Source organism: Brevibacterium sp. BDJS002, from assembly GCF_028201555.1.
Taxonomy (GTDB): domain Bacteria; phylum Actinomycetota; class Actinomycetes; order Actinomycetales; family Brevibacteriaceae; genus Brevibacterium; species Brevibacterium aurantiacum.
Window position 1 is genome coordinate 185,930 of sequence record NZ_CP116392.1, and the last position, 12,827, is coordinate 198,756.

The 12,827-nt window shown below is 64.4% G+C and carries 9 protein-coding genes and 2 pseudogenes; all 11 read left to right on the top strand.

Features of this window, described 5'->3' with window-relative positions:
• The first annotated feature begins 45 nt into the window (after positions 1-45).
• Positions 46-2,636 (top strand): annotated as a pseudogene (locus PGC08_RS00870) (GcvT family protein).
• 418 nt (positions 2,637-3,054) lie between these two features.
• Complete coding sequence (locus PGC08_RS00875; RefSeq protein ID WP_271709263.1) at positions 3,055-3,903, top strand: hypothetical protein; 849 nt, start codon at positions 3,055-3,057, stop codon at positions 3,901-3,903.
• Positions 3,903-5,108, top strand: coding sequence for an MFS transporter (locus PGC08_RS00880; protein ID WP_271709264.1), 1,206 nt, complete (start codon positions 3,903-3,905; stop codon positions 5,106-5,108). Before PGC08_RS00875 ends, PGC08_RS00880 begins: the two co-directional genes overlap by 1 nt.
• A 147-nt stretch (positions 5,109-5,255) precedes the next feature.
• Positions 5,256-5,597 carry a DUF1330 domain-containing protein gene (locus PGC08_RS00885; protein WP_143924383.1) on the top strand — a complete coding sequence of 114 codons (342 nt, stop codon included), beginning with the start codon at positions 5,256-5,258 and terminating at the stop codon, positions 5,595-5,597.
• 205 nt (positions 5,598-5,802) lie between these two features.
• A complete protein-coding gene (locus tag PGC08_RS00890) occupies positions 5,803-6,966 on the top strand; it encodes a thiolase domain-containing protein (RefSeq protein WP_271709265.1) in 1,164 nt (387 codons plus the stop codon).
• Positions 6,966-8,639, top strand: coding sequence for an AMP-binding protein (locus PGC08_RS00895; RefSeq protein ID WP_271709266.1), 1,674 nt, complete (start codon positions 6,966-6,968; stop codon positions 8,637-8,639). Before PGC08_RS00890 ends, PGC08_RS00895 begins: the two co-directional genes overlap by 1 nt.
• 23 nt (positions 8,640-8,662) lie before the next feature.
• A pseudogene (locus tag PGC08_RS00900) lies at positions 8,663-9,271 on the top strand (SDR family NAD(P)-dependent oxidoreductase); the annotation flags it as partial.
• 128 nt (positions 9,272-9,399) lie between these two features.
• Positions 9,400-9,495, top strand: a complete 96-nt coding sequence (locus PGC08_RS19475; RefSeq protein WP_442868174.1) for a hypothetical protein — start codon at positions 9,400-9,402, stop codon at positions 9,493-9,495.
• 110 nt (positions 9,496-9,605) lie between these two features.
• Positions 9,606-10,643 carry a DctP family TRAP transporter solute-binding subunit gene (locus tag PGC08_RS00905; RefSeq protein WP_271709268.1) on the top strand — a complete coding sequence of 346 codons (1,038 nt, stop codon included), beginning with the start codon at positions 9,606-9,608 and terminating at the stop codon, positions 10,641-10,643.
• 1 nt (position 10,644) lies between these two features.
• A complete protein-coding gene (locus PGC08_RS00910; protein WP_069599212.1) occupies positions 10,645-11,208 on the top strand; it encodes a TRAP transporter small permease in 564 nt (187 codons plus the stop codon).
• Positions 11,205-12,791, top strand: a complete 1,587-nt coding sequence (locus PGC08_RS00915) for a TRAP transporter large permease (RefSeq protein ID WP_009882093.1) — start codon at positions 11,205-11,207, stop codon at positions 12,789-12,791. The genes PGC08_RS00910 and PGC08_RS00915 overlap by 4 nt, the downstream gene beginning before the upstream one ends.
• Positions 12,792-12,827 lie beyond the last annotated feature (36 nt).

Below are 12,827 nucleotides of genomic sequence, written 5' to 3' on the forward strand. Positions count from 1 at the left end.
TTCGCACCCACCCCAGATTTCAGCTGCAACACAAAGGAGTACACAGTGCCGAATTCCTCACCCTCCTCGTCATCCTCACCATCTTCACCTCGGGTCGTCATCATCGGAGCCGGCATCGTCGGAGCCAACCTCGCGGACGAACTCGCCCAGCTCGGCTGGACCAACACCCTCGTGCTCGAACAGGGGCCCTTGAATATCCCAGGCGGCTCGACCTCGCATGCCCCCGGCCTTGTCTTCTCCTCGAACGGGTCGAAGTCGATGACCGAGTTCGCGCAGTACACGATTGAGAAGCTCACCTCGCTGACTGGCCCCGATGGTCGCGGTTCGTTCCTGCCCGTCGGCGGACTTGAGATCGCCACCCAGGACGACCGACTCCAGGACCTGCACCGTCGTGCCGGATGGAATCGGTCCTGGGGTGTCGACGCCGAGGTGGTCGATGCTCAGGAATGCCTGCGGTTGTTCCCTATGCTCAATCCGGACAAGGTCCTCGGCGGGCTTCTGACTCCGGGTGATGGGCTGGCGCTCGCCGCTCGTGGCACCCAGCTGGTCATGGAACGCGCTCGGGCCGCTGGTGTCGAGTTCCGCGACCGCACCACCGTCTCCGGTATTGAGCAGTCCGGTGGCAAGGTCACCGCAGTGCTGGCCGGCGACGACAGGTTCCCGGCGGACATCGTCGTCTCCTGCGCCGGATTCTGGGGCCCGAAGATCGGTGAGATGGTCGGCACGACGATACCGCTGCTGCCTCTGGGGCACCAGTTCGCTTGGACGACCGAGGTGCCGAGCCTCGCCGGCAAGAACGAGCAGCCGGCAGGAGCCTCGGCGCCCATTCTTCGCTACCAGGACAAGGACCTCTACTACCGCGAATGGGGTGAGCGGATCGGGATCGGCTCCTATGCTCACCGGCCGATGCCAGTCGACCTCGATACGCTGCGCACCTATTCGCCCGACGAGATCACTGACGAGGTCATGCCCTCGAGCCTCGAGTTCACACCCGAGGACTTCGCCCGAGAGTGGGAGGCCACCAAGGAACTGCTGCCCGAACTGCGCCAGACTCAGGTTCAGCGCGGATTCAACGGCATCTTCTCCTTCACCCCCGACGGCGGATCGCTCGTGGGGCAGTCCCGGGAAGTCGACGGATTCTTCGTCGCCGAGGCGGTCTGGGTCACCCACGGTGCCGGCATCGCGAAGGCCGTCGCCGAACTCATCTCACTTGGGCGTTCGAACACGGACCTGTCGGGCATCGACCTCAACCGCTTCGAGGACGCACTGACGACCCCCGAATACGTCAGCGAGACCTCCCAGCAGAATTTCGTCGAGATCTACGACGTCATCCACCCGCTGCAGCCACGGGTCTCGCCGCGGGACGTGCGGCTCAGTCCCTTCAATGACCGGCAGAAGGAGCTCGGGGCATTCTTCCTCGAGACGAACGGGTGGGAGCGCCCGCACTGGTACGAAGCCAACGCTGCGCTGCTCGACGAACTGCCTCAGGACTGGAAGGCTCCTGAGCGTGAAGGGTGGGCGGATATGTTCCACTCGCCGATCGCGGCGGTGGAGGCGTGGAAGACGCGGACGAATGTGGCCATGTATGACATGACCGCTCTCAAGCGCTTCGAGGTCAAGGGGCCAGGAGCCGGCGAGCTGCTGCACGGGCTGACCACCTCGTCGATGCTGCGCAAGCCGGGAGCTGTCAGCTACACCCTGCTGCTTGATGACGAAGGCGGCATCACCAGCGACATCACCGTCGCGATCCTCGACGAGCAGACCTACCAGGTGGGAGCGAACTCGAACATCGACTTCGCCACCATCACCGCGCGGCACGGGAACAGTCGTCGGCAGATCCGAGCAAGTGGGCTACCGTGCGCGAGACGACTCAGGGAACCTGCTGCATCGGTCTCTGGGGTCCGCTCGCCCGGGAGGTCATCGGCCAGGTCAGCACCGACGACCTCAGCAACGACGGGCTCAAATACTTCCGTACCAAGCAGATCACCATCGGCGGCATTCCCGTCACGGCGATGCGCCTGTCCTATGTCGGTGAGCTCGGCTGGGAACTCTACACCTCGATGGATCTGGGACACCGGCTCTGGGACGTGCTGTGGGAGGCTGGCCGGGAGTTCGGACTCATCGCGGGGGGCCGTGAAGCCTTCAATTCGATGCGCTTGGAGAAGGGGTTCCGCTCCTTCGGCTCCGATATGACCAGCGAGCACGAACCCGTCCAGGCGGGACTCGGCTTCGCGGTCAAGGCCTCGAAGACCGACGACTTCAAAGGAAAGGCCGCACTCGAGGCGAGGGCTGCAGCCACCACGACTAAGCTGACATGCCTGACACTGGATCGGCGCGAGGACGTGGTTTTGGGAACTGAGCCGGTCTACCTGACCGTTGGGGCGGGTAACGGGTCTGATACTGCCAGTTCCAGCGGCGGTACCGGAGCCGCCGGCAACGGTGCAGGCAAGGCCGACGGCTACATCACCTCGGCGGCCTACGGATACTCGATCGGAGCGACCATCGCCTACGCCTGGCTGCCGAACACTCTGAGCGTCGGAGACGGAGTCGAGATCGAGTACTTGGGACGCAGATTGCCTGCGACAGTCACCGCTGAGCCCATCTTCGACCCGGAGATGACCCGGTTGAAGGGTTGAGCAAACCCGCACCGACATCATCGAACCAACGGCGCCCTGTCGAGACACCTGTGCAGACATGTGTGTCTCGGCAGGGCGCCGTTGTTTCGATGAGAATGAGTGCTGGCCACCCGTTTGCAGGCGGGAGCAGAATGGGGACCTCTGCGACCGCGGCCGAGAGACGTGGACAGCGTGACCCTCGCCGAGGTGGCCCGGACGCATTCATATTCCCTCCTTTGGGGGATTGTTCGGGCTGCAGCAGAGCCACAGACTGGAGGACATCATCTAGAGACGCATATCTATAGGAGTCCTCATGCCGGCGACACAGTTGTCCCGACTGCCCCGCCTCGTGCAGCAACTCGCGGTGTTGGCCGCAGTCGCGGCTGCGGTACCGTACCTATTCTTTAAGGTCCTGTGGTTATCAGGCTCGACCGTTGGCATGACATCGGCGGCTGACGCCGGAGAGATGCATGGGACCCGCTACCTCATCGGCAACACCGTCACCGTCGCAATGGTGCTCGTCGCTGTCGGTCTTGTCATGGCTCTGACCTGCAGGTGGGCTCGGCGAGTTCCCGGGGCGGTGATCTTCATCCTCGGTGCCGGGGCTGCCGGGCTCCTGGCTCCGATTCTGCTGGGGCTACCGCTCGGCGTCGTTATTCAGTCACTCACCGGCGCGGATACGCAGCCAGCCGATCAAGGATTGACCCCCTGGGTGTTCGGATTTGTCTACGCCGGATTCTGCGTCCTGGCCGTGGCGATGGCCATCTCCGTGGGTGCGCATGTGGTCGATCGCTGGGGACACCTGCTGACTGCTCCACCGTCCGCACCTTCTGCTTTCGCGGTGGCCTGTGGCGCAGTCGGGATGCTTCCCGTCTCCGGTGCCATGGCCTACTGGGGTGTGATGGGCCCAGGAAGTCTCGGACCGCAGGGCATGGACCTGCCGGCGCAGCGGACCGTGCTGGTGGTGACAGCCCTGCTCGGCGTGTCCGCGTTCGTCATCCCACTGATCTCCCGCCATCTGGCGCGCTGGCCGCGGACGGCCTGGCTGGTGACGTGGACAGGATGCTGTGTCGTCGTCCTCCAGGGCCCGACTCAGATCGTTCTCGCTCAAGACGCAGTCGTTCAGCCGCTGGTGGTCGTGCTCGCCCTTGCAGCTGTCCCCGGAGGCAGCATCTACGGTCTCGCCGTGATGCGCAGGTATCTGCAGTCGCGTCCGAACCCCGATTCTGCTGTCCTTGCCCGGCGCGGGCAGAATCCATCTCCGCCAGATCAAGTGAGTCCGGTCTGATGCCCAGATGGCTGTTCGTACTGCTGGCCGCCGCCTTCGTCCTCTACACCGACGACTACGTCATCGCCGGCATACTCCCCGAAATCGCCCGTGACCTCGACGTCACCGAGGGGCAGGCGGGCCAGCTCGTCACGGCGTTCTCCGTGACGGTCGCGGTGGGCGCGCCTCTCGCGGCCGTCGTCACGTCACGCCTTCCGCGTCGCCTCCTGTTTGCGATCGCGCTGCTGATCTTCACCGCCGCGAATCTTCTCGCCGCGGTCGTGGGCTCATTTGGTGCGCTGTTGCTGCTGCGCATCGTCGCCGCCTTGGCCACTGCAATTGCGACCCCGGCGATCTTTGCCTTCGCCGCGCGGCAGGCACCGATTGACAAGGCAGGGCGCTTCATCGCGGTCATCTCGCTTGGAGTGACAGGATCGATCGCCGTCGGAGTGCCGCTGGGCACGTGGATCGGTGGAGTCTTCGGGTGGCGCGCGACATTCCTGACCATGGGGGTCTGCGGAATCGTGGTGCTGCTCGCCGTCCTCATCACGTTGCCGCAGGCCCGCGCGGAAGACACGCTCACCGGGGTGCGGGACCAGCTGCGCGTCCTCCTGCAGGGACGGATCTCCCTGAGCCTGATCGCGAATTGTTCGCTGATGACCGGATCGATGATGATGCTCACCTATCTCGCTCCCTATCTGAGCGCAGTCGCCGGCGCAGACGTCGATGATCGTGCGCTCGCCTTCGGCCTCGCTGGAGTGGCGGGGATCCTCGGTATCTGGTTGGCAGGGGAGGCCGTCGACCGATGGGGAGCAGACCGCACCCTGGCCATCGGCGTCGGTGCCATCGTCGCCTCGATGCTCGGATTCTCGGTGATATGGATGAGCAGACCCGTGCCTCTGTGGCTTATCCTCATCGCAATGACCTTCTGGGGTGGGATGGCGATGGGGAATTCGCCTGCCGTCCAGTCGCGTCTGGCCTCGATGGCTGGCCCGCTGGCTGGGCAGGCGCTGGCGCTCAACACTTCCAGCACCTACCTGGGAGTCTCATGCGGTGCGGCGATCGGCGGAGTCGCGCTGTCCGTAGTCGGTCCGGGGGCCTTGCCGTTGGCGTCGGCCGTCTTCGTCCTCGGATCACTCCTGCTGTTCTTGGTCTCCCGCCAGTCGAATTCTCGCTGCGTGGACCCACCTCGGTCGCAGTCCACACAGATGAGGAACGAGAAATGAGGAGAGGAACGACATGCGAGAACGAAACGAGACGTCGCAAGACGCGATTCGGGCCGAATTGGGCTGTGGACCGGTCACCTGCCAGACGCTCCCGAGGACCCGCACGATGCTTTCGACCGACTGCCTGATGACTGGAGGACACCCCTGATGACCGCCTACGCGATCGCCCATCTGCAGGAGGCCGAACCTCATCCCGATGTCCTCGAATACATCGAGAGGATCGGCGGAACCTTTCAGCCCTTCGGCGGCCGCTTCCTCGTGCATGGCACTCCGCACGAGGTCAGGGAAGGCACATGGCCCGGGCACGTCGTCATTATCGGATTTCCGAGCCTCGACCAGGCCCGCGCATGGTGGGACTCTCCGGCCTATCAGGAGATCTCTCCGCTGCGGTCACGGCACATCGCCAGTGACATCATCCTCGTTGACGGTGTGCCCGTGGACTATGACCCGGCAGAGACCGCGCGGGCGATGCGCGGCGGATCCGCGTAGCTCCGAGGACCGCGCAGCTTCGGCGGCCACGCAGCCGCTTCGGCGACCGGACAACTTTAGCAACGTAGTGCCGCCGACTGCGGCCGAGGCACTCCTTGTTCCATATGGTGGATTCGTATTGACCGATAACTGGGACTGACGAAAGTATGACAGCAAGAGTTACTGTCGACTGCCCCACCTCGGTGGCGGACCCGAAGGAGTGTCCATGCCCAAGCCTGCGATCATCGGTTGGTCCCACGGAAAGTTCGGCCGCTCCGAATCGCCTCTTCCCGAGATGATGGCCGAGGTCGCCAGAAGGGCCATTGCCGATGCGGGCCTCGAACCGGCTGACATCGACGTCATCCACGTCGGCGTCTACAACAACGGTCTGTCCAAGCAGGGATTCGAGGCAGCGCTTCCCGGGGTCGTCTTCCCCGAACTGGCCCTCACACCTGCGCACCGGCATGAGAATGCCTGTGCCACGGGCTCGACTGCGGTCTTTGCCGCCCATGATTCCATTGCCGCCGGCCGGCATAAGACTGCCCTGGTCATCGGGGCAGAACGAATGACCCAGGCATCTGGTCATGACGTCAACGAGGTCCTGCTCAGTGCCAGCTACCGGGAAGAAGAGGAGCACTTCAAGTCCTTCGCCGGTGTCTTCGGAGAGATCGCCCGCCAGTACTTCGAACGCTACGGTGACCACTCGGAAACCCTGGCCAGGATTGCCGCGAAGAACCACGCCAATGGCTCCCACAACCCGCTTGCCCACATGCAGAAGGACCTCGGCTTCGAGTTCTGCAACACGGTCTCGGAGAAGAACCCCTACGTCGCGGAACCGCTGCGCCGCACCGACTGCTCGATGGTCTCCGACGGGGCTGTTGCACTCGTCATGGCCGCCGAGGATGTCGCCGCCTCAGCACCGCAGGCCGTGACCTGGCGCGGCATGGGCAACGCCAATGATGTCCTTCCCCTGTCCCAGCGCGACCCCTTGGAGATGGCCGGAGCCCGCCGCGCCATGACCCAGGCGCTCGACGCCGCTGGAATCGGCATCTTCGACCTCGACCTGCTTGAGACCCACGACTGCTTCACCATCGCCGAACTCCTCGAATACGAAGCCTTCGGACTCGCCGAACCCGGCCAGGGCCACCGCCTCATCGACGACGGAACCTCTGCGGTCGGTGGGCGGCTGCCGGTCAACGCCTCCGGCGGACTGAAGGCCAAGGGCCACCCGATCGGTGCCACCGGAGTCTCCATGCACGCGCTCGCCGCCGCCCAGCTCACGGGCCGCTCACCAGGCATCCAGATCCGTGATCCCGAACTGGCAGGAGTCTTCAACATGGGCGGAGCCGCCGTATCCAACTTCGCCTCGATCCTCGAGCGCGCACGCTGATGCGCGCCATCTCCCAGACCTCACCGGCCAAGGACTTCACACCCACACCTCGGCGAGGGGTCAACGTCTCCCGCTTCCTCACCCAGACGGCCCGGCGGATCCCCGACCGCACCGCAGTCATCGACGACGACCACTCAGTGCGCTGGACCTGGAGCGAACTCGACGACCGGGCAGAGGCACTGGCACTGGCCCTCCAAGACGGGGGAGTGGGCAGGCGTGACACCGTCCTCCTCGTCTCGGCCAACCACGCCGAGGTGATCCAGTCCTTCTGGGGCATCATCCGTGCCGGTGCCGTCATCGCCCCACCGAATGCGGCCCTGTCGACCGAGGAACTGCTGAGCATCTCGTCCGATGTCGCACCCGCAGCCGTCATCGTCGACCGCGCCCACGCTGACTTCGTTGAAGCGCTGAAGCAGGCAGGCTTCACCGGTGCCGTGCTGTGGATCGGCGATCTGCCAGATGGATCACCCTCGAACACGGCTGCGGAGAGTGCTGCAGACGTCGGCGACTTCGCGGTCGAGGAGGATGACCCCTGCTGGTACTTCTTCACCTCCGGATCCACGGGTAAACCCAAGGCAGCCACGTTCACGCACCGCCACCTCGGCGCGGTGCTGGCGAACCATCGCTGCGATCTCTTCCCCGTCGAGGACGAGAACGGGGCCTCACTCGTACTCGCGCCGCTCTCACACGGGGCAGGCATCCATATGCTCGCGCAGGTCTTCGGCGGGACTCCTTCGGTCATCCATCCTGGCGGGAAGGTCGATCCGGTCACCCTGTGGGACTCGATCGACAGCTACCAGATCACCAATGCGTTCACGGTCCCGACCATTCTCAACCGCATCGTCGCAGGCTACCCGGCAGAACGCGGGCCCGCCGAGCACAGCCTCAGACGTGTCGTCTACGCGGGTGCCCCGATGCTCGCAGCCGACCAGTCACGCGCCCTTCAACGCCTTGGTCCCTGCTTGGTGCAGTACTTCGGCCTCGCCGAGGTGACCGGTGCGATCACTGTTCTCCGCCCCGAAGAGCACGGAACGATTCCCGTCGACTCCGCCGGCATCGGCACCTGTGGCAGAGCCCGCACCGGGGTCGACATCATCATCCTCGACGAGTCGGGCCGGGAGCTGGCCGCCGGTGATCAGGGTGAGGTCTGTGTGGCCGGACCCACCGTCTGCGCGGGCTACCTGGGACGCGCCGATGCCAACGCCGAGTCCTTCGCCCACGGCGTCTTCCATACCGGCGACGTCGGCTACCTCGACGAGTCGGGCTTCCTGTTCCTCACCGGCCGCAAATCCGATATGTACATCTCCGGCGGGTCGAACGTCTACCCGCGAGAGATCGAGGAACTCCTCCTCACCGACGCCGAGGTGGCCCAGGCCGTTGTCGTGGGAGTGCCCGACGCACAGTGGGGAGAGATCGGAATCGCGATCATCGAACCAGCGTCGAGTGGTGCGGCGAATGCCAGCGCCGGCTCGAGCGCTGAGCCAGGTGCGGACGCGAGCGCGGGAACTGACCCGAGCGAACGCCTGCGCACCCTGTGCAAGTCAGCGCTCGCGCCGTACAAGGTGCCCAAGGAGATCCACTTCGTCGAGGCGATGCCTGTCACGGCCTACGGCAAGCTGGCGCGCAAGGAGCTCAAGGCTGAGTACTCGGCAGGGCGGGGAAGCGCACGATGAGCGATCTCCACGGAAGAATCGTCATGGCCATCGGCTGCGGCACCCCGGATGGGCAGGTCAACAATGGGTTCGCTGCAGCGAAGGCGTTCCTCGCTGCCGGCGCGAAAGTGTGCATCGTCGACCGCGATCGGGCGGCCCTCAACCACGCACGGGCGACACTCGGGCAGGCCAGCACCCCAGGTGAGACGGCCGGTTCCCCGGACCGCCTCGGCGAGGGTGGCGACCTGGACTCCCGTGTGACCACAGTCGTCGCCGACGTCGGGGACGAGGCCTCCCTGTCTGCGGCCTTCGACCACTGCGCGAGCAGCCTCGGTGAGCCCACGGTGCTGCACTTCAACGTCGGCATCGTCGTCAACGGCGGACTCGACACACTGGAGACAGCGGGGTTCGCGAAGGCCCTCGACATCAACCTCACGGGAGCATTCGCGGCGATGAAGCAGGCACTGCCGTACATGCGCAGGGCTGGTGGCGGATCGATCATCACGGTCTCCTCGGTGGGCGGAATGCGCTACATGGGCTACGACTACCCCGCCTATGCCGCATCGAAGGCCGGACTTATCGAACTCACGAAGGTCGTCGGCGCCCAGTACGCATCCGAGGGCATCCGCGCGAACTCCATCGCACCGGGACTCATCGAGACACCACTCATCCACAACTCGATCAGCGGCCACTACGACTCCGTCGAGGACATGCTCGCAACCAGGCACGCACTCTCCCCAACGGGAAAGATGGCCAGCCTGAGGACATTGCGAAACTCGCAGTGTTCCTCGCCTCGGAAGACTCGAGCTACATCAACTCCACGCTCATCCCGGTCGATGGTGGACTCGTCCACTTCGCCGGAACCCCGAAGACCTGACCCCGAAGACCTGAACAGAGCGCGGGCCCGAACAGACTTACAGAACCAGCCGTGACGAAGCAGTCACGACGATGAAGACAGACAGGAACAACTCAATGATGGAGGCAAGGGTGCCGACAACACCGACGAAGAGGACCGTGCTGACGTGGTTCGCCGTGCTGGTCACGCTCGTCCTGCTGATCAGCGGCTGCGGAACGAACTTCGGCACGACCGAGGACGGGAAGCAGAAATACCGGTGGAAGATGACCGTGACCGTCGGCTCGACGAGCACCTGGTACTTAGCGGCCGAGAAGTTCGCCAAGGACCTCGAAGAGGAGACTAACGGGCGCATCACCCTCAAGGTCTTCGGCAACGAACGACTCTCCGCCGGTGAGGCCACCGCGGGCGTCGAACAGCTCATGGACGGGGCGAAGGACTTCTCCTACAACTCGCCGATCATCTACGCGGGCGTCGACCCGCGCTTCGGCACCGTCACCGCCCCCTTCATCTTCGACTCCGTTGAAGAAGGCCAAGAGGCATTGGCGGGCAAGGGTGGTGACGTCTACGCCGACTACCTGTCCGAACACGGCGTCCACCTTCTGGGCTTCGGCGAATCGGGAATGCGTCAGCTCACGAACACCCACCACCCGATCCACACCCCAGAGGACCTGCACGGACTCAAATTCCGCATCCCCGGATTCGGTCTCTACACCGACCTCTACCGGTCGCTGGGCTCCAACCCGACGACGATGCCCTTCGGTGAGGTGTTCACCGCACTGCAGCAGGGGGCCATCGACGGCCAGGAGAACCCGATCGACGTCATCTACTCCTCGAACCTGCAGGAGGTTCAGCCCTACCTGACCCTGTGGAACTACTCCTACGACCCGCTGGTCCTCGGAGTCAACGAGGACCTCTTCGACTCCCTCGACGCCGAGGACCAAGAGCTCGTGAGCCATCTGGCCGATGACGCCAACGAGTTCCAGATCAAGAAGAACCGGGACGGCGAGGAGAAGCTGATCAAGGAACTCAAGGACGGCGGCATGGAGGTCAACGAACTCACCGAGGCCGAGAAGGACGAGTTCCGCACCACCCTGGAACCGCTGTACGCCGAGTACCGCAAGATCTGGGGCCAGGACATGTCCGAAGCGTTCATTCCGGAAGGACTCTGAGATGAAAATCGTCAAATGGTTCGAAGACTGGGTGGTCATCGCCTCGTTCATGGTGATCGTGCTCGTCACCTTCGTCAACGTCGTCTCCCGCTTCACCTTCCAGGCCTCGCTGGCTTTCAGTGAGGAGATCACGATCAACCTCCTCGTCGTGCTCACGATGATGGGTGCGGTCGTGGGTATCCGCCTCGGCGCTCACCTGGGGTTCAGCTACCTGGTGGAGAACGCGAAGCCGGCAATCCGCAGATCCCTCATCATCATCGGCGCGTCCCTGATGATCGTCTTCCTCGCCGTCCTCCTCTTCTGGGGCAGCGAGATGATGATCCACCAGATGGTTCGCGGTCGTGCGACCCCGTCGCTGGGCATCCCGCAGTGGCTGTTCACCCTGTCCATCCCGCTGGCCGGGCTGCTCGGCATCATCCGCACGCTGCAGGCGGCTCGGGTATCGCTGCATGAGGACACCTCCGCCGAGGCGGTCGCTGAGCGCATGGCGCAAGAAGCCGCACCCGTCATCGACGAAGCAGAGCTGAAAACCCACACCACCGACCGTCAGGGAGGCCGCAAATGATCACGCTGCTGCTGTTCGGAAGCTTCTTCCTGTTCCTCGCCCTGGGTATCCCCGTGGCGTTCGCGCTCGGTCTCTCCGCCGTCACCGTCCTCATCACCACCGACGGACTTCAGGTCCTCGACGTGGTGCCCTCGGTGATGTTCCCGTCGATGAGTTCGGGCACGCTGCTGGCGATTCCGTTCTTCGTCCTCGCCGGCATCGTCATGCAGTACACGGGCATCTCCCAGCGCCTCGTCGACCTCGCGTTCTTAGTCTTCGGTCGCTTCAGCCACGGCCTGGCCGCGGTCACGATCATCTCCGCGTTCTTCTTCTCCGCGATCTCCGGATCCGGACCGGCCACGGTGGCCGCGATCGGTGCGATCCTCATCCCCGCACTGATCCGCAACGGATACCAGAAGAAGCACGCCGTTTCCCTCGTCGCGGCCTCGGGCTCGATGGGCATCGTGGTTCCACCCTCGATCGCGTTCATCATCTTCGCCGTCGTCGCCTCGGAGTTCGGGTCGATCTCGATCACCCGACTCTTCATCGCCGGCATCGTGCCCGGTGTCATCATGGCCGTGGCGTTCTTCATCGCCGCGCTCTTCGTCCCCCGCGTCCGCGAACTGGCGGGCCTGCCTGTGAAATCGGGCCAGGGAACGAAGCGGAACACGGGACTGCTGGCCACGGGCACCGCTCCAGGGGCCACCAACGGCGCCGAGGCGGTCGTATCCTCGACATCGACCGCTGGGTCCTCGACGGCATCTTCGTCGTCGACGGCGGCAGGAAGCGGTGCGACGAAGACTCGGCTGCTCAAGGCCGGCACAGCTGGAACGTCGAGTTCGACGAACGGTCCGGCCACCTCGGCGGGATCCGGGGTGACGACCGGAGACGGTACGGGCATCAAGTCCGGCACGGGTGCGCACGCCGAGGGCAGTTTCGGCGAGTTCCTCGCCGCCCTTGTCAAGGCCATTCCGGGTCTGCTCATTCCCGTCATCATCCTCGGCGGCATCTACGGCGGAATCTTCACTCCCACCGAGGCGGGTGCTGTGGCTTCCGTGTTCGCTCTGCTGGTGGGACTCTTCGTCTACCGCGAACTCAAGTTGCCGGACCTGCCGAAGGTGTTCCTCGAATCGGGAGTCTCGACTGCCGTCATCATGTTCATCGTCGGTGTGGCCAGCCTCTTCTCCTACGTCATCACCGTCGAAGGCATCGCCGACACCGTGTCGGCCGCGGTGCTCGGGGTCACGGACAATAAGTTCCTCATCCTCGCGGTGATCACGATCATCCTGCTCATCGTCGGCGCCTTCGTCGACGCGATCAGCGCGTTCTACCTGTTCATCCCGATCCTCGTGCCCATCCTGCTCGAAGTCGGCGTGGACATGACGACCATCGGTGTGTTCATGACCGTCAACCTCGCCATCGGCCTGTTCACCCCGCCCGTGGGACTCAACCTCTACGTCGGGGCCGGCATCGGCAAGGTCAGGCTCGAAGAGGTGGTGCGCGGAGTCATGCCGTTCCTCATCTGCGCGATCATCGCCCTGCTGCTCATCACCTACATCCCGGCGATCTCGAACTGGCTGCCCGACCTCCTGGGCGTCGGCTAGATCCGTAGTCCACGACACCACCCGGTCTGACTCTCG

What these genes read in the sequence shown, in the direction of transcription:
- PGC08_RS00885 (WP_143924383.1), top strand. Translation starts at nt 5,256, where the DNA reads ATGACCGCCTACGCGATCGCCCATCTGCAGGAGGCCGAACCTCATCCC.
- PGC08_RS00880 (WP_271709264.1), top strand. Translation starts at nt 3,903, where the DNA reads ATGCCCAGATGGCTGTTCGTACTGCTGGCCGCCGCCTTCGTCCTCTAC.
- PGC08_RS00895 (WP_271709266.1), top strand. Translation starts at nt 6,966, where the DNA reads ATGCGCGCCATCTCCCAGACCTCACCGGCCAAGGACTTCACACCCACA.
- PGC08_RS00875 (WP_271709263.1), top strand. Translation starts at nt 3,055, where the DNA reads ATGACATCGGCGGCTGACGCCGGAGAGATGCATGGGACCCGCTACCTC.
- PGC08_RS00890 (WP_271709265.1), top strand. Translation starts at nt 5,803, where the DNA reads ATGCCCAAGCCTGCGATCATCGGTTGGTCCCACGGAAAGTTCGGCCGC.
- PGC08_RS00915 (WP_009882093.1), top strand. Translation starts at nt 11,205, where the DNA reads ATGATCACGCTGCTGCTGTTCGGAAGCTTCTTCCTGTTCCTCGCCCTG.
- PGC08_RS00910 (WP_069599212.1), top strand. Translation starts at nt 10,645, where the DNA reads ATGAAAATCGTCAAATGGTTCGAAGACTGGGTGGTCATCGCCTCGTTC.